Annotated in this window: 24 protein-coding genes; 10 read left to right on the top strand and 14 right to left on the bottom strand. The window is 39.3% G+C overall.

Features of this window, described 5'->3' with window-relative positions; all coding sequences use genetic code 11:
- Positions 1 to 95: 95 nt before the first annotated feature.
- The 9 genes from FLJC2902T_RS14500 to FLJC2902T_RS14535 all read right to left on the bottom strand — a co-directional run bounded on the left by FLJC2902T_RS14500 (position 96) and on the right by FLJC2902T_RS14535 (position 9350).
- Positions 96 to 1637, bottom strand: a complete 1542-nt coding sequence (locus FLJC2902T_RS14500; RefSeq protein ID WP_035679069.1) for a serine hydrolase — start codon at positions 1635 to 1637, stop codon at positions 96 to 98.
- Between the two features lie 57 nt (positions 1638 to 1694).
- Entirely contained in the window at positions 1695 to 1847 is a 153-nt protein-coding gene (locus FLJC2902T_RS16285) for a hypothetical protein (protein WP_155958922.1), read from the bottom strand.
- 208 nt (positions 1848 to 2055) lie between these two features.
- On the bottom strand, positions 2056 to 2844 hold the full coding sequence (locus FLJC2902T_RS14505) for a TrmH family RNA methyltransferase (protein WP_023580556.1): 789 nt from the start codon (positions 2842 to 2844) through the stop codon (positions 2056 to 2058).
- A gap of 264 nt (positions 2845 to 3108) precedes the next feature.
- The gene (locus tag FLJC2902T_RS14510) at positions 3109 to 4440 is read right to left on the bottom strand and encodes a DUF58 domain-containing protein (RefSeq protein ID WP_035679035.1); all 1332 of its coding nucleotides are present in this window, start codon (positions 4438 to 4440) and stop codon (positions 3109 to 3111) included.
- A complete protein-coding gene (locus tag FLJC2902T_RS14515; protein WP_023580558.1) occupies positions 4440 to 5507 on the bottom strand; it encodes an AAA family ATPase in 1068 nt (355 codons plus the stop codon). The genes FLJC2902T_RS14510 and FLJC2902T_RS14515 overlap by 1 nt, the downstream gene beginning before the upstream one ends.
- Position 5508: 1 nt before the next feature.
- Positions 5509 to 6699 carry a DUF4350 domain-containing protein gene (locus FLJC2902T_RS14520; protein ID WP_023580559.1) on the bottom strand — a complete coding sequence of 397 codons (1191 nt, stop codon included), beginning with the start codon at positions 6697 to 6699 and terminating at the stop codon, positions 5509 to 5511.
- Entirely contained in the window at positions 6700 to 7449 is a 750-nt protein-coding gene (locus FLJC2902T_RS14525; protein ID WP_051364432.1) for a hypothetical protein, read from the bottom strand.
- On the bottom strand, positions 7430 to 8386 hold the full coding sequence (locus FLJC2902T_RS14530; RefSeq protein ID WP_035679039.1) for a hypothetical protein: 957 nt from the start codon (positions 8384 to 8386) through the stop codon (positions 7430 to 7432). The genes FLJC2902T_RS14525 and FLJC2902T_RS14530 overlap by 20 nt, the downstream gene beginning before the upstream one ends.
- Positions 8370 to 9350, bottom strand: coding sequence for a stage II sporulation protein M (locus FLJC2902T_RS14535; RefSeq protein WP_023580560.1), 981 nt, complete (start codon positions 9348 to 9350; stop codon positions 8370 to 8372). The genes FLJC2902T_RS14530 and FLJC2902T_RS14535 overlap by 17 nt, the downstream gene beginning before the upstream one ends.
- A 21-nt stretch (positions 9351 to 9371) precedes the next feature.
- On the opposite strand from FLJC2902T_RS14535, the gene FLJC2902T_RS14540 reads away from it, so the two are divergent.
- Both FLJC2902T_RS14540 and FLJC2902T_RS14545 read left to right on the top strand, forming a co-directional pair.
- Positions 9372 to 10115: an RDD family protein gene (locus tag FLJC2902T_RS14540; RefSeq protein ID WP_023580561.1), complete on the top strand. Its 744-nt coding sequence runs from the start codon at positions 9372 to 9374 to the stop codon at positions 10113 to 10115.
- A 2-nt stretch (positions 10116 to 10117) separates the two neighbouring features.
- Entirely contained in the window at positions 10118 to 10720 is a 603-nt protein-coding gene (locus FLJC2902T_RS14545) for a trimeric intracellular cation channel family protein (protein WP_023580562.1), read from the top strand.
- On the opposite strand, the gene FLJC2902T_RS14550 is transcribed toward FLJC2902T_RS14545, so the two are convergent.
- Complete coding sequence (locus FLJC2902T_RS14550) at positions 10717 to 12516, bottom strand: T9SS type B sorting domain-containing protein (protein WP_023580563.1); 1800 nt, start codon at positions 12514 to 12516, stop codon at positions 10717 to 10719. The genes FLJC2902T_RS14545 and FLJC2902T_RS14550 overlap by 4 nt on opposite strands.
- A 117-nt stretch (positions 12517 to 12633) precedes the next feature.
- On the opposite strand from FLJC2902T_RS14550, the gene FLJC2902T_RS14555 reads away from it, so the two are divergent.
- The 4 genes from FLJC2902T_RS14555 to FLJC2902T_RS14570 are packed head-to-tail and all read left to right on the top strand — an operon-like array spanning position 12634 to position 16540.
- Positions 12634 to 13599 (top strand): GNAT family N-acetyltransferase, encoded by a 966-nt coding sequence (locus FLJC2902T_RS14555; RefSeq protein ID WP_035679081.1) that lies wholly within the window; start codon positions 12634 to 12636, stop codon positions 13597 to 13599.
- A 1-nt stretch (position 13600) separates the two neighbouring features.
- Complete coding sequence (locus tag FLJC2902T_RS14560; protein WP_023580565.1) at positions 13601 to 14680, top strand: DegT/DnrJ/EryC1/StrS family aminotransferase; 1080 nt, start codon at positions 13601 to 13603, stop codon at positions 14678 to 14680.
- A complete protein-coding gene (locus FLJC2902T_RS14565) occupies positions 14680 to 15249 on the top strand; it encodes an acyltransferase (RefSeq protein ID WP_035679043.1) in 570 nt (189 codons plus the stop codon). The genes FLJC2902T_RS14560 and FLJC2902T_RS14565 overlap by 1 nt, the downstream gene beginning before the upstream one ends.
- Before the next feature lie 43 nt (positions 15250 to 15292).
- On the top strand, positions 15293 to 16540 hold the full coding sequence (locus tag FLJC2902T_RS14570) for an O-antigen translocase (RefSeq protein ID WP_023580567.1): 1248 nt from the start codon (positions 15293 to 15295) through the stop codon (positions 16538 to 16540).
- Here the strand turns inward: FLJC2902T_RS14570 and FLJC2902T_RS14575 are convergent.
- Positions 16520 to 17407: a glycosyltransferase gene (locus tag FLJC2902T_RS14575; protein WP_035679048.1), complete on the bottom strand. Its 888-nt coding sequence runs from the start codon at positions 17405 to 17407 to the stop codon at positions 16520 to 16522. The two genes, FLJC2902T_RS14570 and FLJC2902T_RS14575, sit on opposite strands and share 21 nt — an antisense overlap.
- A 46-nt stretch (positions 17408 to 17453) precedes the next feature.
- Here FLJC2902T_RS14575 and FLJC2902T_RS14580 point away from each other — a divergent pair, with 46 nt between their 5' ends.
- From FLJC2902T_RS14580 to FLJC2902T_RS14590, 3 genes are read left to right on the top strand one after another with little or no spacing between them, the layout of a single operon-like run.
- Complete coding sequence (locus FLJC2902T_RS14580; protein ID WP_023580569.1) at positions 17454 to 18557, top strand: glycosyltransferase; 1104 nt, start codon at positions 17454 to 17456, stop codon at positions 18555 to 18557.
- Position 18558: 1 nt separating this feature from the next.
- Entirely contained in the window at positions 18559 to 18957 is a 399-nt protein-coding gene (locus FLJC2902T_RS14585) for a sugar 3,4-ketoisomerase (protein ID WP_023580570.1), read from the top strand.
- A gap of 6 nt (positions 18958 to 18963) precedes the next feature.
- Entirely contained in the window at positions 18964 to 19941 is a 978-nt protein-coding gene (locus tag FLJC2902T_RS14590; protein WP_023580571.1) for a methyltransferase domain-containing protein, read from the top strand.
- Here FLJC2902T_RS14590 and FLJC2902T_RS14595 read toward each other — a convergent pair.
- From FLJC2902T_RS14595 to FLJC2902T_RS14605, 3 genes are read right to left on the bottom strand one after another with little or no spacing between them, the layout of a single operon-like run.
- Positions 19938 to 20873 carry a glycosyltransferase family 2 protein gene (locus FLJC2902T_RS14595; protein WP_035679050.1) on the bottom strand — a complete coding sequence of 312 codons (936 nt, stop codon included), beginning with the start codon at positions 20871 to 20873 and terminating at the stop codon, positions 19938 to 19940. The genes FLJC2902T_RS14590 and FLJC2902T_RS14595 overlap by 4 nt on opposite strands.
- Complete coding sequence (locus tag FLJC2902T_RS14600) at positions 20873 to 21763, bottom strand: glycosyltransferase family 2 protein (RefSeq protein ID WP_035679053.1); 891 nt, start codon at positions 21761 to 21763, stop codon at positions 20873 to 20875. The genes FLJC2902T_RS14595 and FLJC2902T_RS14600 overlap by 1 nt, the downstream gene beginning before the upstream one ends.
- On the bottom strand, positions 21763 to 22446 hold the full coding sequence (locus FLJC2902T_RS14605; RefSeq protein ID WP_023580574.1) for a cell division ATP-binding protein FtsE: 684 nt from the start codon (positions 22444 to 22446) through the stop codon (positions 21763 to 21765). The genes FLJC2902T_RS14600 and FLJC2902T_RS14605 overlap by 1 nt, the downstream gene beginning before the upstream one ends.
- Before the next feature lie 347 nt (positions 22447 to 22793).
- Between FLJC2902T_RS14605 and FLJC2902T_RS14615 the strand changes: the two genes are divergently transcribed.
- Positions 22794 to 25808, top strand: coding sequence for a tetratricopeptide repeat protein (locus FLJC2902T_RS14615; protein WP_023580576.1), 3015 nt, complete (start codon positions 22794 to 22796; stop codon positions 25806 to 25808).
- Positions 25809 to 25826 lie beyond the last annotated feature (18 nt).

Below are 25826 nucleotides of genomic sequence, written 5' to 3' on the forward strand. Positions count from 1 at the left end.
TCGCGTTTGATAAACTAGCCACTAACTATTGTATTTAATCTGTTTGATTAAAGCTTCCAGCTTTCAAAGGCTTCCAGTTTTCGTTTCTTTAGTATTTATTTAATCCGGTTGATATCCAAATCCTGAAAGTCATAACTGAAATCCGTCAGTTCCGAAATCGGTTTCATCTTGATGTTAACGGCTTTTCCGGTTGTATCGTAAGTTGCATATACAAAAGCATCTGCTTCCATATTGCGGTTGAACCACTTCACGGTAAAAGTGTTGTCTTTGTAAAAGAAAACCTCACCGGATAATTTCGGAGAACGTTTCGATGCAAAATAATATTTCCCTTTTTTCTCACTGATGCTGATTTCACCCAACCAATTGTCGGCATAAGTACCTACAATTTTGTCAAGATTTGCTTTTTGAGCGTTTTTGTTTTTGACAACTGTTGCCCAGACTTCTTCCGTAGATTTATCGGCATTACCAGTCATTTCCTGATTTCGCTTGCTGTACATTTCAACATAATCCTTGTATGGGATTTCCAGATACGTATTCTTTATGGTATTGGTAATGGCAGAAAAAGCGGCTCCGGATTGTTGGTTGGTTAAAACAACGATACCTAAATTAAGTTCCGGAATCAAGGTTACCTGTGTTACCATTCCTTCAAGGCCTCCCGTATGGGTCACCTGTTTGTAACCTTTCACATCGCTCAAAAACCAGCCCAATCCGTAAGCGCTGAAGTGTGTATTGTAAGGCGGAGCAGTGTTCGTCGGAATTATGGTCTGTGGCGCCCACATCTCGTTGTGTTGCGCTTCACTGAACAACACTTTATTTTCGGATCCGTATTTTCCTTTGTTTAATTGGGTCAGTACCCATTTGCTCATATCGGAAATATTGGAAAAAATTCCTCCAGCAGGATCCATGATGCTGTTTTTGCTTTGTTTGGTAATCCCCAGTTTTCCTTTTAAGGGTACATGAGGCGTAACGACATTTGTGGTGTCCGGGATTCTTGACCAGGTTCCTTTACTTTTCGCCATCTGAAGCGGAAGCATGATTCGGGTTTCAATAAATTCTGTCCATGATTTTCCGGATACTTTATGAATGATTTCTCCGGCAACGATGTAAAGCAGATTGTCATAGTCGAATTTAGTTCGGAAGCTTGATACCGGTTGCAGATACCGCAAATTATGAATGATGTCGTTTGTGGTAAAATCACTTCCTTCCGGCCAAAGCATTAAATCGCCGGCGCCCATTCCGAGTCCACTTCGGTGTGTCAATAAATCACGGATAGTGAATTCATTGGTCACATACTCGTTGTACATTTTGAAATCGGGAATATACTTGATTACCTTATCATCCCAATCCAGTTTTTTTTCATCCACTAAGATGGCTAAGGCCGTTGCAGTGAAGGCTTTACTGTTGGATGCGATTCCGAAGAGCGTATTCTCATCCACTTTTTGTTGCGTGATGATAGAACGTACGCCATAACCTTTGGAATGCACCACTTTCCCGTCTTTTACGATAGCCACCGCAATTCCGGGAACATTGAAAGTCTTCATGGTTTTTTCCACCAATTCATCCACCTGAGGCGAAGCCATTTGCGCCGATATACTTAAACCAATGAAAAGCGCTACTAAAGATAATTTATATTTCATAATCCCGATTTTTATATTCTGTTCCCCAAATTCTGCTATCTGCTTGAATTTCACTGATTAGTGTTGACCGATTTCTGTCTTCTGTCTTCCGAAAAATGCCCTGAAACGGTCTTCCGGGTCCTTGAAACGATCTTCCGGGTGCTTCAAACGATCTTCCGGGTGCTTCAAAGGAACTTCCAAGTGCTTCAAACGGTCTTCCGGGTGCTTCAAAAAGTCTTCCGGGTCACATTTTTTATCTTCCGTCTTAAAATTTCAGTCTTCCGTATTCAATTTCTAGTCTGCCTTCTCCCTTTTCCCTTCTGTTATCTTGTCTCTTGTCTCTTGTCTCTTGTCTCTTGTCTCTTGTCTCTTGTCTCTTGTCCCTTCTCCCTTCTCCCTTCTCCCTTCTCCCTTCTCCCTTCTCCCTTCTCCCTTACCTCTAAAACCCCCTCTGTCTCTTAGCCTCAAAAATCAATATCGCAGCCGCCACCGAAACATTCATCGAATCAATTTCGCCCTGCATCGGAATAATGATGTTTTTGGTACTCGCGTTTCTCCATGCCTCGGTCAAACCGGTAGCTTCTGTTCCAACAACCAATGCGGAAGGAGTGGAGTAGTTCTGCGTATGATAATAGGTCGAATCCTGTAAAGTCGCACAATAGATCGAAATGTTTTTTTCTTTCAGATAAGCAATTACTTCTTCGGTCGAACCCACGGCGATTTGTCGGGTAAATAAACATCCGACACTTGAACGCACCACATTAGGATTGTACATGTCGCTTTTCGGATTGGCAATAATCACCGCATCCAGATTGGCGGCATCGGCGGTCCGTAAAAGCGCTCCGATGTTTCCCGGTTTTTCAGTGGCTTCGGCGACTAAAATTAGTGGGTTTTCGGATAGTTTTAAATCTGATAACTGCAATGATTTGGTTTTGGCTATGGCCAGAATGCCTTCAGTTGTATCGCGATAGGCTAATTTCTGGTAGACTTCTTTGGAAATTTCAATCAGCTCGACTTTTTGTCTTGTGAGTTGTCGGATTTCGTTTTCGGAAATTAATTCGGGTAAAAACAAGATCGTTTCGAGTTCGTAACCTCCTTTTTGTGCCAACATGATTTCACGCTGCCCTTCAATCAGGAACGTTCCGGTTTGTTTGCGGGTTTTGGCTTTTTCCTGAAGTTGTACCAGGGATTTGATATACGGATTCTGAACGGAAGTGATTTGTTTCATTTTTATAGGACTGAATGACAAAATTAAGGAGTTATTCCGAACATCTTACAAAATTCAGGGCAAACGCATGAGTTTAATTAAAATAGTAACTATTTTTGAAAAGGCAACAGATTTTTCTGCGTAAATCTGCGGAGTCTGCGTGCAATTTTCTCGCAGGCTCCGCAGATTTAAAAACAAAAACTGGATTTTACTAAGTTATACACAAAATTAAGGTTTCGAAATATTACTAAAATACGAAATCAAAAAACTCATGCGGTTGCCCTGTTACAAAATTCCCCTCGCTTTAATTTCCTGGTATTTGTTAATCGTATCCAAAGTAAGGTTTTCCGGTTGCGTCAGTACCGAATAAATACCGTATTTCTTAAGTTCGCTCACAATCAGTCGTTTTTCGAAGGCAAATTTTTCGGCTATGGTCTGATCGTATACATCCTGAACAGTCGTTGCTTTTTTATGGATTAATTCATTTAATTCAGTGTTGCTGAAGAAAACAACCACCAACAAATGGTTTTTAGCAATTCCTTTTAAATAGGGGAGTTGACGGTGTAAACCATCTACGGTTTCGAAATTTGTGTAGAGGATAATCAGACTTCGGTGGTTGATGTTTTTCTTGATATCCACATACAAACGGCTGTAATCGCTTTCAAAGAAATTTGTCTTGATGTTATAAAGGTTTTCCAGAATCAGATTCATTTGCGACTGACGGCGTTCGGCAATGACACGGTTTTCGACTTTTTTGGAGAACGAAAACAGTCCTGCTTTATCGCCTTTTTTCAGAATCACATTGGATAAAACCAAACTCGCGTTGATGGCATAATCCAGCAGACTCAGTCCGTTAAAAGGCATTTTCATCACACGGCCTTTGTCGATAACCATGTAAACCGTTTGCGATTTTTCATCCTGAAACTGATTCACCATTAGCTGATTTCGTTTCGCTGTGGCTTTCCAGTTTAAAGTTCTGATGTCATCACCCTGAACGTATTCCTTAATCTGCTCAAACTCCATTGTATGTCCGATACGGCGGATTCGTTTCAGTCCGTATTGCAACAGATTGTTGGAAAAAGCCATCAGGTCGTATTTTCGTAACTGAATGTAAGACGGATACGTTGGCACCATCTGATTGTTGGCAAAGGTAAATCGTCTTGAAATCAATCGAAGCGGTGAGGAGATATACACATTCAGGTTTCCGAAGAAATATTCTCCGCGTTCGGTTGGCCGTAAATGATAGTCGAAATGATCTTTCTCATTGGCGGCTATTTTTCGGTTAATTTCGAAATTACGCATCTGAAACTGAAACGGAATTTCATCAATCACCTTTACAAATACAGCAAAAGAATACTGGTTTTTCAGTTTGATTGTGATGGGATTTTCGTCTCCGTTAGAAAATTTTTCCGGTGCGTTTCGCGTTGCTTTTATGTCTTGACGACTTGCAAACAACAATACGATATCTAAAGCCGTAAAAGCAATCAGTAAAAACACAAAGAGCCAGCAAACCTTGTACAGACTCGGGAAAAAATAAGCCAAAACAAAGCTGGCTATAATGCCCAAAAGCACATAGAAAAACAGATTGTTAAGGTATAATTTCTTAAAAAAATGCATTAGCGCGGAATTTCTACGGTATCGATAATCTGGCGGATAATTTCTGTGGAAGTAATGCCTTCCATTTCACGTTCCGGCGTAACCATAACACGGTGTTGTAATACGGGAACTGCTGCATCTTTGATGTCTTCCGGAGTCACGAAATCACGTCCGCGAAGCGCTGCAAAACCTTTGGCTGCATTTAAAATCGCAATGGAAGCACGCGGCGAAGCACCTAAATACAGGAATGCATTTTCACGGGTATTCATCACTATTTTGGCGATGTATTCCACCAAATGACTTTCAATCATGATTTGTTTTACCAGACTTTGGTAATTGCCGATTTCAACTTTTGAAAGAATCTGACGGATGTTCTCCAGTTTGTTTCGGTCCTGTAATGCGTTTTCCTTTTGAAGGATACTGATTTCCTCTTCAAGTTTCGGATAATCGATGCTGATTTTAAACAGGAAACGGTCCAATTGCGCTTCCGGCAAACGGTATGTTCCTTCCTGCTCAATCGGGTTTTGAGTAGCGATAACCAAAAACGGAGCGTCCATTTTATAAGCTTGTCCGTCAACTGTAATCTGACGTTCTTCCATTACTTCGAAAAGTGCGGCCTGTGTTTTGGCAGGGGCACGGTTGATTTCGTCAATCAGGATGAAATTGGAAAAAACGGGTCCTTTTTTGAACTGGAATTCCGATTTCGATAAATCAAAAACAGAAGTTCCGATGATATCCGAAGGCATTAAATCCGGCGTGAACTGAATTCGGCTGAAATCCAATGCCAGTGTTTTGGAAAGCAATTTGGCAGTTATGGTTTTAGCCACGCCCGGAACACCTTCCAAAAGTACGTGCCCGTTAGACAAAACGGCAACCAATAACTGATCGATCATTTTTTGCTGACCTACGATAACCGAACTCAATTCGGCTTTAATCTCGTTTACGCTTTGTAACAACGGCGCCAGATTGATTCGGGTTTGAAAGTTTACATTCTCATCCGAAGATGTTGTTGTTTGTGTCGCCTCAGTTGAAAAATCAGGGGTTGAAGTTTCGGTTAGCGGTGTGTGGTTATTTTCGAAAGTATCCATATTACTTTAATTTTTCTATTGCTTTACTGATTTCGATAACGTCTTTTTCGGTGCTCTCCATATTGTTTCGGTGCTTTTTTATCAGTCGTACCACATATTCAATATCGGTTTTGTCTTTTCCGGTTTTCTGATGCAGGCGATTAATGAAAGTGTCATCCAGATTGAACGTGTCAATCAGATAATCGGTGCGTATTTTTTCCAGGAAATAGATGATTTTTTTATCAATGATCACATAATGATTCCCTTCCTGTAGGTATAAATTTCCGATGGTTTTGGTGAAATCCACCGTAGTATTCTGCAAGGGTACTTCTATCGGGATAATGCGTTGTCTTCGTTTAGCATTGAAAATAATGAACGTCAGCATTCCGATTAAAAACAGATACCACGCCCATTTTAAAGCCGGCTGACTCAGGATGTAGCGCATCGGTGAACCCGAAAGTTCGTCATTTTTATATCCTCTTGCCTGCCAGAAAACGGTTCCTTTAGGTAGATACGATAAAATGTTTGCACAATAACTGGCGGTGTTTTTATTCAGCAAATAATAATTAGAAAAAACGGCTGGCTGGGTATGCAGATAGAAATGACCTCTTCCGTAAGGTACTTTTATGAAATTCACAAACTTGGCAGTGTCAATCTCCTGATGTCCCAAAACGGTAGTCTTCAGCGAGTCGGTTTTACTGAAATAGGAGCGACTGGCGCCTTTTTTGAAAGTATATTTCTGATGACTGAAAACATCGTTGGTCAGATTGAAATACACGCTGTCGGTTAAGGAATACTGGTTTCCGAAATCGGTATTTAAGGTATCCATCAGCTTTTGAGGAAAATCTTTCATACTCAAAAAAGCCGTATTTCCGTGTTCCACAAACCAAATCAGTTCATTCAACGATGGTTCGTCGAATTCGTTGTTTTCAGAAATCATCAGAATCGTGCCTTTTACATTGTAAGTCGAATCGGCAGAATTGTATTTCGGATCTAAATATTCATAAAGAGTGCCGTTGAATCGCTGGACCTTCTGTTTCGGTAATAAACTGTCGATTTCTTTGTCTAAAACATAAAGTCCAAACGGAATTTTGTCCTTCGTCGCGTAGGATGTTGTCCAGTCAATTGGTTTTTTGCGGTTGGCGTCAATCACTATAATTCCGATAACAATCAGCACAAAAAACGCAATGTATATTTTGAGTGTCCTGTTCATTTAGATGGAATTAATGGTTTTAACGAAGGCTTTTTCGGCTTTTTCAAACAGGGCGTCGTCAACTCGAAATTCGCCATACCAACTGTAATCATAAATATAAGACAGGTACTGAAAATCTTCTTTGAGTGAATTGCGTTGTATTTCGTAGAGGTAATCGGAATTGGTTTTCTCAATATCCCATTCGATTACGCCGTTATCCGACATTTTTTTCAAGAGCCATAAGTAATAGTAACGAATCGACAAACGATGGTTATTGGCCGCTTTGCTTTTCTCGATAATGCTTTTGAAATCGATATTGTGGATGTCTTCTTCGTGATAGTCGGAAGTGCTGATTTTCTTTTTGGATGATTTACCGAAAATCCAGCCGCCTTCTTTGTTGATGATGGCTTTCACGATAAGGTAGACCACAAAAAGTACAATCAGGATAGCCAGTACCTTAACAACGACTTCAAAAAAAGTAGCATTCCCTTCACCGTTTCCGAAAGAGAAAATACGGTCTAACCAATATTGAAGCCAGGCTTTGAAATTATCCCAGCGGGACGTGTCTTTTACAATCGGTTGGTACTGAAATTCTTCGGATGTGTAATCGCGCTGAAAATTCTCCCTGAAATGAACGGGTGTGATTGCCGAATCTGCCTGAACAGACTGTTCATAGGCATAGGCAATAGTGTCTTTTTCCGTTTGGGAAAAAACAATGCCTGAGATAAAAAATAATATGTAAAAAAGTACTTTATTCACTGTAAGTTCCAATCAGATCAATTTCGCTTTTCGGTGTATTGTTCTCGTTTTCCTCACGAAGGCTGTAGTAAATGATTCCTTGGTTTACCAAAATGAAATTCTGGAAGACGAAATTCATTACTATCGACAGTATCATGGTAATCCCCATCATCAGCATAAAGAATGAGAGTTGTTCTCCTCCAAAACCGGCTGTCGGATTTTGACTTTCCAAAGTGGTAAACATTGAAATCATTCCTATTACATACGGAATCATACTCACAAAGCCGACTACTATCTGCATAATCAGGTACATAACCGCAGTCGACCCCACCGTTGGCCAGAATTTTTGTTTTAATAAACTGAAACCGTCGCCCAATGCTTCAAAATAGCCTTTATCTGTTGAAATATAATCGTAAAAACTGAGCGAATACCAACACATCATCGCCGGAATCAATATCATCAGTAAAGGAATACCAATCAGGATGAATGCTAAGGCAAAGCCCAGCCCAATCAGAATTGCCATCAGGGGGATTAGAATAAACAACGAGGCAATAAAAAAGACAACGATTTTGCCCAATTTACTTTTGATTACCGTAATGATTTCATCGGTTGTGAAATCGGATTTCTTTTCCATCAGATTCAGATAAGCCACAGGGAAAGCATAGCTCAAAAGACTCAGGAAAAGGATGCAAATGGCTGTAAAAATACCCAGAATGATGACTAAAGTCAGATTATCACTTATATATGCGTCGAAATTGGTATTCATTGTATTTGTGCCGCCTCCGAAATTGGAATACAATCCTTCAAAAAACACCTTCATCAGGAAATAAACCAAAACCAGAAGCACCAGTAAAAAACCGCCGTTTATGATAAAATAATTTCGGAAGTAATGCTTACCGTGCATTTTAAAGAACGTAAAGGTGTCACCGACCAATTCGCCGAAGTTTCTTTTTTTAAAGAGTTGAAACATGATTTTTAGTTGTTTTTCGGTTAACGATAAAAGGATACACCAGGAAATAATAAGCGATAATCGACAGCGTTCCCAGAATTATGAAAATGTTTAGAACCCTTGGCATGTCAATGGAATAACGGGTGATAAACCCTTCCAGAAAACCGGCTGCAATGGTAAACGGAATCGTGGCCAGGAATATTTTTAAGCTGTCCTTAAATCCGGTTTTAAAAGAATTGACGCGGGAATACGTTTTCGGAAACAGTATGCTGGCCCCTAAAATGAATCCGCATCCGGCCTCAATGACCATTCCGAAGATTTCCATGGCACCGTGAATCCAGATACCGCGAACGCTTTCCCAAAACACGTTTTCATGATAGAAAAAATACTGGAATGATCCCAACATGATGGAATTCTGTATCAAAACAAAAAACGTTCCGATACCGCCAAAAATCCCGTAGACATAACATTTTGCGCCCACAATCAAGTTGTTAAGCGTGATTCCGATGAAACTGCCCCAATTACTGCCGCCTTTATAAACTGCTACCGGATTACCTTTTTCGATGTTTTCCAATGTCATGTTCACATAAGAATCACCCAAAATGAGACGTACAAAAGTGGCATCATTATGCGCCGAGATGACTCCAATTCCTGTACAAAGGAAAAACAGCAGGAAAGCATATAAAATGTACCTTCTGTATTCGTAGACCAAGAGCGGAACTTCGGTTTTGAAAAAATAAACCAGCCGATTGGTTTCCTCGCGTTTGGTTTTATAAATTTTCTGATAAATCTGAGAAGCGAGATGGTTTAAATAAACCACCGTTTTACTTTTGGGATAGTAGGTTTGGGCATACGATAAATCATTCACCAAATGAATGTACAAACTTGCCAATTCATCCGGATTTTTTTTAGCTTTGCCAAAAATAGCCTGTTCAAATTCAAGCCATTTTTCTTTATTTTGTTTTATAAACGCGACTTCTCTCATAAAGAGGCTAAAATATGAAATATGTCAGAATTATCAATAACCACGACACAAAATGTGAACATAAATTTTCAGGCCGCTTCCGTGGGGGACAGAATTGTTGCGCAGTTGCTTGATATGCTGATAAAAGCGGCGTATGTTATCGTTGTTTATTATATTTTTTTCTATCTGATAGGACTTAATGACTATATGGAAAGTGCAGATAATTGGTCGCAGACAGCTGTTATAATGCTCTTCGGATTACCAGTCATTTTTTATTCGTTGGTTCAGGAAAGCCTGATGGAAGGGCAAACCTTCGGAAAAAAAATAATGAAGATCAAGGTGATTAAGCTCGACGGATATCAGGCTGGTTTTGGCGATTACCTGATGCGTTGGCTTTTCAGATTGATTGAAATCAGTATCGGAAGCGGGATTATCGGTTTAATTGCGATTTCCGTGAGCAGTAAAAACCAACGTTTGGGAGACATGGCGGCGGGAACAGCGGTTATTTCGCTAAAAAACAACATCAATATCAATCATACCATTCTTCAGGAAATTGATGATGATTATGTGCCGACGTATCCGTTGGTAATAAAACTTTCAGATAATGATGCCCGAATTATAAAGGAAACATTCGAATCGGCATTGAAAGCGAAAGATTTCCGACTGATTTTTAAACTCCGACAAAAAATAGAATCCGTTACGGGGATTAAAAGCCAATCGGACAGCGATTCCGATTTTATGCGAACCGTATTGAAAGACTACAATTACTTCACCCGAAATATGTAAAGATGTTTGAATTACTGGATATTTTAGGAACCATGGCTTTTGCCGTTTCGGGCGCCTTAACCGCAATGAATAAAAAGATGGATCCTTTTGGGGTACTGATTATTGCCTTTGTGACTTCTGTGGGTGGCGGAACCCTGCGCGATGTCCTTATCGGAAGAACTCCGGTGGGATGGATGATGAATTTAAACTATGTTTATATAATTACTGCAGGTTTTGTTTTGGCACTGATTTTTAGAAAAAAATTGGATCGTTTCCGTACTTCCATGTTCCTTTTTGATACCATCGGATTGGGAGTTTTTACTTTAATCGGATTGGAAAAAGGATTGGAAAAAGGATTGGAGCCTCCTATTTGTATCGCTTTAGGAACCATGACCGCTTGTTTTGGCGGTGTGATCCGCGATATTTTGTGTGGAGAAGTTCCGGTGATTTTCCGTAAAGAAATCTATGCCACGATTTGCATTGTGGGCGGCGTTTTCTTCTTTTTTCTGAAAAGTATCAAAATTCCCGAAGATCTGATTTATTTATTCACTTCGGTACTGATAATAGCCATTCGATTGATGGCCGTGATTTTTAAATGGTCGCTGCCAACGGTCGAAAAGGTTTAATGATTCAGATACAGATAGCCGTTTAGCGGTTTAGGATAATCCGGATCATTCAGGTATAAGATATAAAAATAGGTTCCGTCTGGCGCCTGTGTGTTTCCTATGCCGTCTTTTACGTAACCGTCCCATTCCGGCGTGTTGTTATTTCCTTTCCATATTTCTCTTCCCCAGCGGTTGTATATGTACAATTCGTAATTAACAAAAACATCACGCAAACCTTCAATATGGAAGGTGTCGTTCATGCCGTCGCCATTAGCGGAAACCGCGTTGTAAACTATAGGAGGGCATGGTTTTACGGTTAGAAAGAAGGAAGTCGTGGTGAAACATTCCGGTCCGTTGATGCGAACGAAAATCTGCTTCGGCGTTGTTGCAGCCATATAATTGGAAGGATCCGCAATCGGGTTTACACCGGCATTGGCTTCAACCTGCGATTCATGGAATGTTACCGTGCTGTTTGGATCTGAAGTTACCGTATTTTCATACGCGGAAAAATCAAATAAGCCTTCTGTATAGCCTCTGTTGCAGGAAACCAGATCGTCAAGCGGATTGGGAGTTGGTCCGACTGCAAGGGTTGCGGTCATTGTGGCGTTATTGTTGTTTTCCAGTAATTCCGTGACTAAACCCGGTTGGTCCACAATAATTTCGATTGTAAAATTGAGTGAAATTCCACTTGGTATGGTTACGAACTGATAGAAGGTTTCGCTGTCGCCAATCTGAATGTCATTCTGGGTTTGATTCGTTCCCACAATAATACCGTCGGCGTAAATTGTAATGGTTGTCCCGGCAGGCAGAAAATCAGTAGCGTTGATATTTGAAACTGTATAGTTGACAGCCACGTTCCTGGAATTACATTCAACCCCCGTCTGATCGATAGTAACCGTTGCATCCGGTAACTGACTGTTCAGTTTGGTTACAATCGAGTTTATCATAACGAAATCCTGACCTGAAGTCAGTTGAATTTCCGCAGAAGTGTCGCCAATCTGAATGTTGTTCTGAATGTTATAAATATCCAGATCCATGTTGTACAGCGTACTGCTTCCGATTATTGTGCTTGTTCCGTTAAAAGCATTATTGGACGGATTTAACGGAGGATTACCCAAAACGTTTCCGTTGATGCTCAGAGATTCGGAAACGGCAATGTTCCGATCGCCCTCCCAGGCCAAAAAACCGATTTTAGCATCCTGATTATCAATTACATTAAGATTGGATAAGGTGATGTGCAGGTAATCGATTGTTCCCGGAGTGGGAGGTGATAAATTTTCCAATCCGTCATAAATATTCAGAACATTCAGTGGAAGTGTATTGTTTTTATAGACTACGATTATGGCCCATCCGGCAAAATTGGTGGCGTTGAGGTAGTAAGTGGGTATCAGGGCATTCAAATCTAAATCCGACAGCGTATAAGTTCCGTTTCCTTGTGCGGTTACTATTGGGGTTACATCATAAAACGCACTGAAAAAAGTATAACCGGAACTGGTCTGCGTAGTTGTAAATGTCCTTTGTGCCGTTAAATCGATTCCGTTTAATTTTACATCAAAATCGCCTGTGCCCGATCCTGCCCAATAGAGGTAGGCCTTTTCAATTACGTCTCCGGAAACGAGGTTTAAATCCGCAGAGGAGCTGGTTAGCATGTAATTAGGGTACATATAGGTGTTTTCGTCAGGATTCAGTGTATTTCCAAAGAAGGTAAAGTCATATCTTCCAAAGAATTGGTTGTAAAGAGCAATATCCTGTCCAAAGGAAATTCCGGAAAACAGACAAAAAAGAACACTGTAAAAGCAAAGTAATTTAATCCTCACTGTAATTTGATTTGTGTTAAAAATAGGAAATATTTTTCATCAGGCATAATTGGTTGTGTAAAAGATGGGTTGAATTTGAAGAAAAATTACTACTTTTCGGGAGTTTATCAAGGTTTAGTGAAAAAGTATACCGTACGAAAATATCAAAAATCCGATTATGCACTCTGGAATGATTTTATTGATCAGGCCAAGAATGCAACATTTCTGTTTCACAGGGATTTTATGGAGTATCATTCCGATCGTTTTGAAGATTTTTCACTGTTAGTTTTTGATGATGAAAAACTGATTGCGTTGCTTCCTGCGAATAAAAACGGCAGCGAAATCCATTCGCATCAGGGACTCAGTTACGGAAGCTTTATTGTGAAAAAGACTATCCGAATAAAAGAATATACTCAGGTTTTTCAGGCTGTATTGCATTTTCTTAAGAAAAGCGGAATTGATACTCTTAGTATAAAAGCATTACCGAAAATCTACAATCAAACCATTGCCGAAGAAATCGATTATGTTTCCTTTTTAACGAAAGCGCAAACCTACCGTTCGGACGTGTATCTGGTCATCGATAATAACGAAACATACAAGCCTAACCGTAACCGGAAACGAGCTTTAACGCTTGCTGAAAAACTCAATATTGAAGTTAGGGAAGATGAAAACTATAAAGATTTCTGGAATTTGATACTGACTCCGAATCTCGTAAGCCGTTTCGGAGTGCAACCGGTGCATTCCTTAGCAGAAATAGAGAAATTAGTATCACTTTTTCCAAAAAACATCAAACTTTTTAATGCGTATCAGAATGATGAACTGAAAGCGGGAGTTGTTATGTTTTTAACGGAAACCGTTGCGCATTTCCAATACAGTTCCGGAAGTGATGACCGAACCGATACGGCCGCTTTGGACATTCTGTTTGATTTCATCATCCGAAAGTATGCTGATAAGAAATACGTGAGTTTCGGAAGTTCTTCGGAAGAAAATGGACGCGTTTTAAACGAAGGTCTGGCGTATTGGAAAGAAAGTTTCGGCGCCCGGACATCGGTTCAGAATTTCATCAGAATTGAAACCAAAAACTACCCCGAATTAGCCATTTAACATGATAAAATTCTTAGACATAAAAGCCATAAATGAACCTTTCGAAGTTGCTTTTCAGGAAAAACTGAAAAACTTTTTAGCGACAGGCTGGTATATTTTAGGCGATGAAGTAAAAGCTTTTGAAGAAGAATTTTCGGCCTATTGCGGTTCGAAATATTGCGTTGGTGTAGGGAATGGTCTGGATGCTATTATTCTGACTTTCAAAGCGTACATGGAAATGGGTAATCTTAAGGAAGGTGATGAAATCATAGTACCTGCCAACACCTATATTGCTTCTATTTTAGGAATTATCCATGCCGGTCTGGTACCTGTTTTAGTCGAACCCGATGCGGATACCTTTAATATTGATCCGAAACAGATTGAAGCCAAAATTTCAGCCAAAACCAAAGGTATGCTGATTGTTCATTTGTACGGTCAGTTAGCAGCTATGGACGAAATCATGGAAATCGGGTACAAGTATGATTTACTGATAGTGGAAGATGCCGCTCAGGCACACGGATTGCAGTTCAAAGGCAGTCATACCCGAACGTTCAGTTTTTATCCGGGTAAAAATTTAGGGGCTTTAGGCGATGCCGGTGCCGTGGTTACCAACGATGAAAAACTCGCAAAAACCATCAGATCGCTATCCAATTACGGTTCCGAAAAAAAATATTACAACGATTATCTGGGGTTCAATTCCCGATTGGACGAACTTCAGGCAGCTTTTTTGCGCATAAAATTACCGCATCTTTCAATAGAAAATAATAAACGAAGAGCTGTGGCCAATCGTTATCTGTCGGAAATAAAAAACAACAAAATCCGTTTACCGTTTTATGACGGTTCGGACAATCACGTGTTTCATCTGTTTGTCATCCGCACCGAAAAAAGAGACGAATTGCAGCAGTATTTACTGGATAACGGCATTCAGACGATGATTCATTATCCGGTGGCGCCACACAGGCAGAAAGCGATGAAAGATTTTCATCATTTGTCTTTTCCGATAACGGAACAAATGCATGATGAGGTGCTGAGTTTGCCTATGAGTCCGGTTTTGGGGGATAAGGAAATTGCACATATCATAAAAACCATAAACGCTTATTAATGGGGATTTTCAAAAAAATAAAAACACTGTTTTTCGTTAGCCTTCGCATCCGGAAGTTTAAGTTGTTGTCGGATTGCCAATCGGTTTCCGGAAAACCCGAAATTGCTTATCCGATACTATTGAAGGGACAAGGGAAAATAGTTTTTGGAGATAAAGTGAAAGTAGGTGTGGAGTTATCCCCCGGTTTTTACTCGGGTTACGGATACATCGAAGTCAGAAATCCGGAGAGTGTTATCGAAATTGGCAATAATGTCCGATTGAATAACGGTTTTTCAATAGTGGCACTGCAAAAAATCATAATTGGCGATAATGTACTTATTGGTCTGAATTTATCCGTTTCCGATAGTGATTTTCATCATTTGAATTCGTCGGAACGGTTTCATCCCAATCCACCTTCTGAGGAAGTGAAAATTGGGAACAATGTTTTTATAGGTACCGATGTAACCATTTTAAAAGGGGTAACCATTGGTGATAATTCGGTAATCGGAAGTAATTCCGTAGTGACCAAAAGTGTCCCCGAAAATGTAGTGGTGGCAGGTAATCCGGCCCGAATAATCCGAGAATTGTAGTTTGAGTTTTTTCAGAGAAAATAAACTGATTAAAGTGGTATCAATGAATTCCTTATCCATTGGTGTCAATTTTATTTTGGGGCTTATTTCCGTTCGTGTTGTGGCGCAGTTTCTGGGGCCTTCCGGGATGGCAGTGATTGGCAGTTTTAAAAATTTTACAGCCCTATTCAAATCGTTGTCGACTTTGGGGGTTAACGCCTCATTGGTTCGATTATTTGTTGAACATAAAGACGATAAGGATGAACTCTCCATAATTTATTCGACCTTCTTCTGGATTTTTGCAATGATTTCGATAGGCTTGGGGCTATTCATTGTGCTGTTTTCCGGATTCTTAAGTGCCTTTCTGTTTGCAACCTCTAATTATGATTTTGCCATTCGGTTGTTTGGTTTACTGCTTCCGTTTTTTGTATTGAATACGTTTTGGATGGCAGTTTACAACGGATTGCAGCAATTTCGGAAAATCGTTTTTATTCAGATTCTTTCCTCTGTTTTTAGTTTTGTACTTACCATAAGTCTGATTTACCTCAAAAAACTGGATGGAGCGTTAATCGCAACGGCAATTTCGGATGTTGTTTTGTTGTTGGTAACACTTTTGTTTGTTTTGGATAACAGGCAGTTTTTCAGTTTTGATTTCCAAAAAGTGATCAGTAAAAAATACCTGCCGATTATCGGGAAATTCTCGGTGATGTCGCTGTTAAGTGCCGTAATTGTTCCGGTTACGCTGATTGCCATCCGAAACCTGCTGATAAATTCCTATTCGGTGGAAAGAGCCGGAATTTGGGATGCGGTGAACCGCGTTTCAGGGTTTTACATGCTTTTTTTAAGTTCGGGACTTTCCATGTATTACATGCCGAGACTGGCAGGATTAAAAACGAATTCCGAGTTTCTGAACGAATTGAAACATTATTTTAAAACCTTGGTTCCCTTGTTTTTACTGCTGTTAACAGGTATTTTTATTTTTAAGGATTTTATAATCAATCTGGCCTTAACAAAAGAATTTTCAGAGGTAAAGGAAATCATTGTCTGGCAATTGTCCGGGGATTTATTAAAAGTGATGAGCCTTGCTTTCGGTTATCAGATTCTGGTAAAAACCATGATGAAAAAATATTTTGCGGTAGAAATCATCTTCAATATAGCCTATTTCGGGCTGGCTTATTTACTTATTCAGAATGAAAACGTACTCGGCGCGGTAAAGGCGTATTTTTTTGCCAATGTAATATCGTTAGCACTGATGCTTCTTATGTTCAGAAAGTTGTTTTTCGATTCGAAATCAGAAGAAACGGGCTCTTAATTCGGTACCGATATATTTTGCAAGAAGTGAAAAATCACCTGCTTTGAAGACTTTTGACATTTCGTAATGAATCCTTTTTAACAACGCGCGGTTTTCTTCTTTTGAAGTGTTTTGTTGCAAAGCTTTGCGGATTATAGTGTAAGTAGAACGGTTAAGTTTTCGGGTTCGGGCATTGTTCTTTACAAAAAACTGCGATCCCAACGAGCTGGCAAGTTCCCGTTTCTGAATCAGTATCTCGGGAATGAATTCAAAATTATAAATCCGCGAGGCTCTTATCCACAGATCTAAATCCTCATAAGCGAGATGCTCATCGTAACCGCCCAGTTTATCATAGACTTCCCGTTTCACCATCGAAGAAACCGAACAAATCTTGTTGTATTGTCCTAAAACCGATAAATAAATATTTCCGCTTGGCGGCGGATTTATGATTTTTCCGTCACCATTAATTTCATAATAATAGTCCAAATGCGTGTTGGTTTCCGAAATGCTTTCCGCGTTTCCATAGACGATACCTACATTTTTTAATTTCGAATTTGTGAAAGCATTCAGTTGCTTTTCAACGCAATCAGGAAGTAAAACATCATCGGCAGCCAGATCAATAATGTATTCTCCTTTGGCGAAAGCCAGCAATTTATTAAAGGTTTTTGTGTTCCCGATATTCGTCGGATTGGAAACGAAAATAACTTCCGGATGGTTTTTCAGCCAGTTTTCTATAACGGATTTTGAACCGTCCGGACTACAGTCGTCCGCAATTAAAAGTTCAATGTTTTTATAGGTTTGTGACAGCACCGAATGCAGCGCTTCCTCCACAAATTGGGCGTGATTGTAACTCAGACAAAGGATACTTACCAATGGAGAATTTTGCATGTACTGAATAAAACTTTATATTAGTTGCTAAAATACACATTAGTGAATGAATATTCCAAAACGGAACCATAAAATAGCCCTTATCGGCTACACTTTAAACAGCGGCGGATTGGAGCGGGTGATGTCTTCACTGTCGGTTTACTTTGGTAATCAGGGAATTGAAGTTCACAATATTGTATTGGTGGACGATGTCGGCTATCCGTATTCCGGAACTTTGGTGAACATCGGCAAAATGAAGGAGCAACACAAAGGAATTTTCGGAAAGCTGCAATTGCTGCGTTTTTTGAAAAAATATCTTCAGCAGGGAAATTTTGATTTTATTATTGATTTCAGATACCGGATCAAACCTTTTCAGGAAGTACTGATGGCCAATTGGGTTTACAAAACCAAAACCATTTATACCGTTCACAGCGGAAATACAGCCACTTATATTCCGGAAAGCAAATTTCTGGCGAATCTCATTTTTAAAAATAAGTATGCGGTGGTTTGTGTGTCGGATGCCATAAAGGTCAGCGTTGAAAAAATGTATGATTTTCAGAATCTGCACCGGATTTACAACCCGATTAATCTGTCAGAAATCCAACAAAAATCCAGTGAAACGATTCCTTTTGAATTTCAGTATGTGATGGGAATGGGAAGGTTCGATTATTATAATGTAAAGCAGTTTGACAGATTGATCGCTGCGTATCTGGAATCGGATTTACCGCAAAAAAGCATTCATCTGATATTGATTGGCGAGGGAGAAAGAAGAGCGGAAGTCGAAAAATTAGTCGAAAGTCATCCTAAAATTCACTTCACGGGCTTTCAGCAAAATCCGTATCCGTATTTAAAAAACGCCTTATTTTTGGTTGTATGCAGTAAATATGAAGGTTTCCCGATGTCGGTTATCGAAGCTATGGCCTGCGGTACTCCGGTTGTGGCTTTCGACGGTATTTCGGGTCCAAACGAAGTAATCGTCAATGAGAAAAACGGATTATTAGCAGAAAATCAGAATTTCGAAGACCTGAAAAATAAGATGAACCGTTTTGTAAGTGATGCCGATTTATACCGAAACTGTAAAGCACAAACGCTGCCTTCGGCGGCACAGTTTTCGACAGACAAAATCGGAAAGCAATGGTTGGATTTGATGAAAATTGAAGTACTTTCGTAATATGAACATAGAACTGATTTCCCTTCCCAAAATAGAAGATTACAGAGGAAATATCGCTGTAATTGAAAAAGACGTAATTCCTTTTGAAATCAAAAGAGTGTATTATCTTTTTGATGTTCCGAGTACGGCAAAAAGAGGAGGTCATGCACATAAGGAGCAGTTCGAATTGCTGATTCCGCTTTCGGGAAGTTTTGAGGTACAACTGAAAGACGGAAATGAGGAAAAAACAGTTGCAATGAACAAACCCGATAAAGGCTTACTTATCAAATCGAATGTATGGCGTGAACTGGATAATTTTTCTTCGGGGGCGGTTTGCCTGGTGATTTCATCCGGAGTGTATGATGAGACCGATTATATCAGGGATTTTGACGCGTTTATAACCTATAAAAACAAGTTGTAAATCCGTATGACACTACTAAGTTTCGGCGATTTTATCGATTTTTACCACAAACTGAAAAATAAGGGAGCTGCATTTTTATTTTCCAAACTGTTTAAGTTTTCCTTCAACGAAAGGGTTTCCTCAAAATGGGATGCCTTCGAATCGGTGAGTGATTTCTGGGTGATACCGGAAATCGTAAAATCATGGAATCATAAAATTTCGGGTAACGAAGACGTGATCTATGAGGAGTATGTAACGGATAAATATTTTCGGAATGCCAACGGTTTGCGTTTGCTTTCGGTGGGTTGCGGAGAAGGGCTTCATGAAAGGAATTTCGGAAAGTCGGGTAAGTTTGATACAATTGTAGGAGTGGATATATCACCGGAGAGTATTGCAAATGCCAGAAAGAAAGCAGTTGAAGCCAATCTGAAGATTGATTATTTTTCGGGGGATTTCAGAAAAATAGAATTTGGTGATCAAAAATTTGATGTTGTTGTATTCAATTCCAGTCTGCATCATTTTGAAAATATACCTTCCTTTTTAAGCGATTGTATCAATCCTCTTTTAAGTGAAAACGGAAAAGTTGTGGTTTTCGAATACTGTGGCCCAAATCGTTTGCAATGGAGAACATCGCAATTGGAGGAGTCTAATCGTATTTTAAAAATCCTTCCGTCACGTTACAAAATGCGCATTGACAGGAAAAGCATCAAGAAAAAAGTGTACCGACCGGGATTACTGCGTATGCTGATGGTAGATCCATCTGAAGCGCCTGATTCGGAGAATTTACGAAAAGGGTTAATCAGTAATTTTGATGAGTTGGAAGAAACCGAATTGGGTTGGAATATCACCCATCTTTTGCTGAAAGACATCGCGCATAATTTTCTTAATGACGATAAGGAAACCAAGAACCTCTTGAGGGAAATCATTCAAAAAGAAGCCGATTTTGTGGCTATTAATAAAGAAAATGATGCCATTTTTGGTGTATATCAAAAAAGAAAATCCTAGTTGTAGGTTGAAAATTCCAGCCCTGTTTTTTTTAGAGTTTTTTTGATCAGATAAAGTATTTTCAGGAGTGAAGAAGGTAAATTGAAAAGAATCTGATTTAGTATTCCGATATTTTTTTTGTCGATATCTTTATAGTAAAATACAGCCTCTTTATAGTTGCGATTTGATTTGTATAACATGGCATAGAAAAAACGATGCAGGTCCAGAAATGATTTTAAGTCCTTGTTTTTTAGCTCATCCTCTTTAAATTGGCTAAAATCCATCAGTTTCATTTTACCGATATTGGTTTTGGCTAAACTTCCGGGAATGTGATAGTTATACAGACTTGTGTATGCACTTCCGATTGCAATTTTTTCATGAATCCCTATCTTCGTCCATAATTCGAAATCCTGACCATTGGTTACGCCAACGGTGAAACCACCATATTGAATTAGTATTTCTTTCGGAATGGCCAGGCTTGATGTCCAGGTTATCCGGGAAGGTCTGTTAGAGTAGAAATAATTGCCTATAATACCCGAAAAATTTTCAGGAATACCATTGAAATGGGGTGTTGAAAAATGTTTTGAAGTCGTTTTAATTTTATAACGGGAGCAATATATACCGCAATCAGGGAAATTAGTGTATAAGTCAGACAATTCCTTAAGGTGATCTGGAAACCAATAATCATCGGCATCCAAAAAGGCAATTAATGTCCCGTTTGAATTCTCAATTCCTTTGTTTCTTGCTGCGGAAACACCCTGATTTGACTGGTCAATAATCCGGATTCTTGAGTCACGAATGCTTTTTACAATTTCTGAACCATTATCGGTGGATCCATCATTTACGATTATGATTTCGTAATCATCAAGAGTTTGACTGAGAACACTCTTAAGGGTGTTTTCAATATGGGGAGCCTTGTTGAAAAGCGGGATGATAACGGAAAATAATGCCATTATTTGGATTTTAAGTAACAAAAATAGCCAATTTTATAGCAATCAAATAGGAATAGTGACGGACGATTTGAAATGAGGTTTTTTCGTAAAAAAGGCTTAAGTATTGAAAAGAGAAATCCGACCCAGTTGTTTAATCGCATTTTTTTCAGCTTGGAAAACAAACGTACTATTTTCGTGCTGTCGGGCTTAAGAATGCCTTGCTGTTCCAGAAAGACAAGGTTGTTAATACCTTCTTTGGTTTTGAGCAAAAATTTTTCGGAAGTTTCAAGATTAAGATGGAATCCTGGGTTGTCAATATGAAAAATCGAGATATTTTTCCGTTTAAGTTCTTCAATCAAAACCAAATCTTCATAACCGTATAAGGTGATGTCCTGATTGAAAATTTCAGTGTTATTAAACAAGGATTTGCTAATCAGTATGTTTGATGTTAAAGTGGTTTCGTAAGGCTTTTTTTTTCGAATGGCAAGGGGCAATGCTTCTCTTTTCGTTCCATATACCCAGCGAAGTTTTTTTTCAGTTTCGGGGATAGCTGTTTCATAGATAATTCCTCCGAAAACAATGTTGTTCCCTTCTTTTATGGCTTGTAAATAGTGGGATATAAAATCACTTTTGACAGGGAAAATATCGCAATCCAATAGTAGGCACGAATCGAATTTGGATTTACCGAAAAGCCGATTTATGTTTCCTGCTCTCCCGATGTTTCCGGTATTATGGTAATAGTGGCAATTCGGGAGATTATTGATCGCATCGTTTTCGGCTAAAAACAATGTTCCTCCGTCGTCTTCCACAAGTATCTCAAAGTCAATGGTAAGATTTGTTAATTCCGAAAACAAGCGCTCCGTCAAAGGAATGCAATTGTAGTTGTATGTCGGAATTAAAATCGATAGCATTAAATCGTTCTTTGAACCACCTCAAACAAGGTTTTATCCTCACATTTCAATGTTTTGGAAGGATATTTCATAATCAGCGCATAATCGTGCGTGGCCATAATGATGGTTTTTCCGTTCTGGTTGATTTTTTTCAGTACTTCCATTACTTCCACACTGGTTTGCGGATCAAGGTTACCGGTAGGTTCATCAGCAAGGATAAGCTCCGGATCATTCAGTAGTGCACGGGCAATAGCAACACGTTGTTGTTCTCCTCCAGAAAGCTGGTGCGGCATTTTGGCAGTCATAGATTTCATGCCTACCTTATCCAATACTTCTTCAATTTTTACCTGAATTTCCTCTTTTTCGGCCCAACCTGTGGCTCTTAAAACGAATTCTAAATTATCATGTACATTTCTGTCCGGTAATAATTTGAAATCCTGGAAAACCACACCCAGTTTTCGTCTTAAATACGGAATGTCATCCTCTTTTAAAGAATTTAAATCATAGTCCACAATAGTACCGGTCCCTTCGGTTAAAGGTAAATCGGCATATAATGTCTTCATAAAACTACTCTTTCCCGAACCGGTTTTTCCAATTACATAGAGAAATTCACCGTGTTTAACATCAAGGTTCACATTGGCAAGAACGGCGTTGCTGTCTTGGTAAATGGTAACATCTTTTAGAGAAAGTATCGTTTGTGACATTTTGTGTGATTTAATTTGTGTAAAAGTAATAAGTAGAACGAACTTATTCAAAGAAACGTATAAAAATTATTTGACTGAATCTAAGAAGGGAAAAGGGAAAAGGGAAAAGGAGAAGCAAGAACCAAGAACCAAGAAGCAAGAGTCACTATGTAAGAGGTGGAATTCACGGAAGTTTGTTATTACATTTTAGATTCTGTTTTTTTCTAACGTAATGGTTTTTCTCTTGTCTCTTGCTTCTTTGTTCTTTTCGCTCAAATTTGTTGAAAACCCGTATAATAAAGGAATAAAATTACACGTTATAACCACGGGAATTTGATATATTTGAATTTTAAAAAAAGCCAAAAACTATGCGAAAACTGAATAGGTTTCTCTATACCTCCCTCATTTTGAGTGCTGTAAATCTCTCTGCGCAACAATCCAACATTTATACTCACGAATTAACCGATTTTGACAAAGCCGTGGCGCTTTACAAAGATCGCCAATACAACGCGGCCCAGATCATTTTTAACAGGGTCAAATCTTCAAATGTAAGTTATGAGGTGAAATCCGATTGTGCTTATTACAATGCGAATTGTGCGATTCGTCTGGAGCAACCCGGAGCCGATGTGTTGATTGAGGATTTTGTGGAGCAATATCCAACCTCTTCCAAGCAAAATCAGGCATTTATCGAGGTAGCGCATTATTATTTCGACCAGTCCAATTATCCGCAGGCTCTGAAATATTTTGAGAAAGTAGACGAAGGCTCGATGTCGAATGAAGAGCGCGAGAAGTTCAATTTCCAGAAAGGCTATTGCTATTTTTCGGCTAAGAACAAAAAAGAAGCGGATAAATACTTCAATAAAGTAGCCAATTCCAAAGAATTCGGTTCGCAGGCCAAATACTATTTAGGGTATATGGCTTACGAAACAGATAATTATAAAGATGCCAATAAATACTTCGATCAGGTTCAGGATCAGGACAAGTACAAGGAAAAAATGTCCTATTTTCAGGCAGATATGAATTTTAAATTAGGGAATTTCCAGAAAGCCATCGATTTGGGTGTGCCGCAATTGTCAAAATCCAATGCCGAAGAAAAATCGGAATTGTCCAAAATCATCGGCGAAAGCTATTTTAATCTGAAGCAATACGACAAAGCGCTTCCGTATTTACTGAATTACAAAGGCAAAAAAGGGAAATGGAACAATACCGATTTCTACCAATTAGGGTATGCTTACTATAAAGCCGGCGATTTTGAAAATGCGATTGCCCAATTCAATAAAATCATCGAAGGTCAGGATGCTGTAGCTCAAAATGCATATTATCACTTAGGCGAAAGTTACCTGAAAGTCGGAAAAAAACAGGAAGCTCTAAATGCTTTCAAGAATGCTTCCGAAATGGAATTTGATCTAAAAATTCAGGAGGACGCTTATCTGAATTACGCCAAAATCAGTTACGAAATTGGAAATCCATACCAAAGTGTACCCGAAGTGCTTCAGGCCTATCTGGCTAAATATCCGCAAACCGCTTACAAACAGGAAATTGAAAACCTGCTGATCAATTCATATATCACTTCTAAAAATTATAAGGAGGCGTTGTCTTTGCTGGAGAAAAATAAAAATCCGCAAAACCGTCCAGCGTATCAGAAGGTGACTTTTTACCGCGGATTGGAATTGTACACCGACGGAAATTACAAAGAAGCACTGACTTTGTTCAAAAAGTCAATTGCCGAGCCAAGAGACGCCAAGTTTACCGCAAGAGCTACTTTCTGGAAAGGGGAAACCGAATATAATTTAGATCAGTTTGGTGATGCGTTAATCAGTTTCAAACAATTTTCGGGTTCAGCGGAAGCGAAATCAGTTCCCGAAGCAAAAAACGCCAGCTATAATTTGGCGTATACTTACTTCAAACTGAAAGAATATGAAAATGCAGCGAACCATTTTCAGGAGTTTATCAAAACGGAAAAAGCCGATAAGGTTCGTCTGAACGATGCCTATTTGAGAATGGGAGACAGTTATTTCGTGACCTCAAAATACTGGCCGGCGATGGACGCATATAACAAAGCTGTCGATCTTAACAGTGTTGATGCGGATTATGCCCATTTCCAGAAAGCCATATCCTACGGATTCGTGGGTAAAAACGATCTGAAAATCGAAAACCTGAATTCGTTCATGAAAAAACATGCCGATTCAAAATATGCCGATGATGCTTTATACGAATTAGGAAATACCTATGTAACGCAGAATAACGTAACCAAAGCGGTGGAAACCTACGACAGGTTAATAGATGATTATAAAGAGAGTTCTTATGTCTCCAAGTCGATTTTACGTCAGGGATTGGTGTATTATAATAATGATAAGGACCAACAGGCGTTAGTGAAATTCAAAGAAGTGGTTTCGAAATTTCCGCGTACGGAAGAAGCAAACGAAGCTGTTGCAACCGCGCGTCTGATTTATATGGACAACAACAAAGTCAATGAATACGCAGCTTGGGTAAAAACATTGGATTTCGTGGAGGTTTCTAATGCCGATTTGGATAACGATACCTACAACGCAGCTGAAAAACAATATTTACAGAACAACAGCAAGCAGGCTATTTCAGGTTTCAGTGGTTATCTGGCGAATTTCCCGGAAGGCTTACACGCGTTGAAAGCTAATTTTTACCTGGCACAATTGTATTTTGCCGATGGATTGGGAACTACTGCCATTCCGAATTATGAATACGTAATCGGTAAATCCAGAAGTGAATACACCGAGCAGTCATTGGCACGGTTATGCGAGATTCATCTAAAAAATAAAACCTACGAAAGGGCAATTCCGGTTTTACAGCGTTTGGAATCGGAAGCCGATTTTCCGCAAAACGTAACTTTCGCCCAATCCAATCTGATGAAATGTTATTATGAGCAAAAGGAGTTTGCCAATGCCGTTGTCTATGCGGATAAAGTGCTGGCCAACCCTAAAACGGATGATAAAGTGAAAAGTGATGCGCAAATCATCGTAGCGCGTTCGGCCATCAAAACCAATGATGAGGTGAAAGCCAAAGAAGCCTACGCTAAATTGCAGAAAATCGCCAAAGGGGAATTGGCGGCCGAAGCGTTGTATTACGACGCTTATTTTAAAAACAAGGAAGGTAAGTTTGAAAAATCCAACGAGGTGGTTCAGAAATTAGCCAAAGATTATTCCGGATACAAATATTTCGGAGCCAAAGGATTAATCGTTATGGCGAAAAACTTCTACGGACTGAAAGACAGTTTCCAGGCAACATACATTCTGGAAAGTGTAATCAAAAATTTCGCTTCTTTTGAGGAAGTCGTCACTGAAGCACAAACCGAACTTGATTTCATTAAAGGAGAAGAAGCAAAACGCAATTCATCGATTACTAAGTAGAAAATAGAAACGAGAGAC

It is taken from the genome of Flavobacterium limnosediminis JC2902 (genome assembly GCF_000498535.1).
Taxonomy (GTDB): domain Bacteria; phylum Bacteroidota; class Bacteroidia; order Flavobacteriales; family Flavobacteriaceae; genus Flavobacterium; species Flavobacterium limnosediminis.

Coding starts and splice junctions, on each gene's coding strand:
- FLJC2902T_RS14500 (WP_035679069.1), bottom strand. CDS start 1,637: ATGAAATATAAATTATCTTTAGTAGCGCTTTTCATTGGTTTAAGTATA.
- FLJC2902T_RS14505 (WP_023580556.1), bottom strand. CDS start 2,844: ATGAAACAAATCACTTCCGTTCAGAATCCGTATATCAAATCCCTGGTA.
- FLJC2902T_RS14510 (WP_035679035.1), bottom strand. CDS start 4,440: ATGCATTTTTTTAAGAAATTATACCTTAACAATCTGTTTTTCTATGTG.
- FLJC2902T_RS14515 (WP_023580558.1), bottom strand. CDS start 5,507: ATGGATACTTTCGAAAATAACCACACACCGCTAACCGAAACTTCAACC.
- FLJC2902T_RS14520 (WP_023580559.1), bottom strand. CDS start 6,699: ATGAACAGGACACTCAAAATATACATTGCGTTTTTTGTGCTGATTGTT.
- FLJC2902T_RS14530 (WP_035679039.1), bottom strand. CDS start 8,386: ATGTTTCAACTCTTTAAAAAAAGAAACTTCGGCGAATTGGTCGGTGAC.
- FLJC2902T_RS14535 (WP_023580560.1), bottom strand. CDS start 9,350: ATGAGAGAAGTCGCGTTTATAAAACAAAATAAAGAAAAATGGCTTGAA.
- FLJC2902T_RS14540 (WP_023580561.1), top strand. CDS start 9,372: ATGTCAGAATTATCAATAACCACGACACAAAATGTGAACATAAATTTT.
- FLJC2902T_RS14545 (WP_023580562.1), top strand. CDS start 10,118: ATGTTTGAATTACTGGATATTTTAGGAACCATGGCTTTTGCCGTTTCG.
- FLJC2902T_RS14560 (WP_023580565.1), top strand. CDS start 13,601: ATGATAAAATTCTTAGACATAAAAGCCATAAATGAACCTTTCGAAGTT.
- FLJC2902T_RS14565 (WP_035679043.1), top strand. CDS start 14,680: ATGGGGATTTTCAAAAAAATAAAAACACTGTTTTTCGTTAGCCTTCGC.
- FLJC2902T_RS14570 (WP_023580567.1), top strand. CDS start 15,293: ATGAATTCCTTATCCATTGGTGTCAATTTTATTTTGGGGCTTATTTCC.
- FLJC2902T_RS14575 (WP_035679048.1), bottom strand. CDS start 17,407: ATGCAAAATTCTCCATTGGTAAGTATCCTTTGTCTGAGTTACAATCAC.
- FLJC2902T_RS14580 (WP_023580569.1), top strand. CDS start 17,454: ATGAATATTCCAAAACGGAACCATAAAATAGCCCTTATCGGCTACACT.
- FLJC2902T_RS14585 (WP_023580570.1), top strand. CDS start 18,559: ATGAACATAGAACTGATTTCCCTTCCCAAAATAGAAGATTACAGAGGA.
- FLJC2902T_RS14590 (WP_023580571.1), top strand. CDS start 18,964: ATGACACTACTAAGTTTCGGCGATTTTATCGATTTTTACCACAAACTG.
- FLJC2902T_RS14595 (WP_035679050.1), bottom strand. CDS start 20,873: ATGGCATTATTTTCCGTTATCATCCCGCTTTTCAACAAGGCTCCCCAT.
- FLJC2902T_RS14600 (WP_035679053.1), bottom strand. CDS start 21,763: ATGCTATCGATTTTAATTCCGACATACAACTACAATTGCATTCCTTTG.
- FLJC2902T_RS14605 (WP_023580574.1), bottom strand. CDS start 22,446: ATGTCACAAACGATACTTTCTCTAAAAGATGTTACCATTTACCAAGAC.
- FLJC2902T_RS14615 (WP_023580576.1), top strand. CDS start 22,794: ATGCGAAAACTGAATAGGTTTCTCTATACCTCCCTCATTTTGAGTGCT.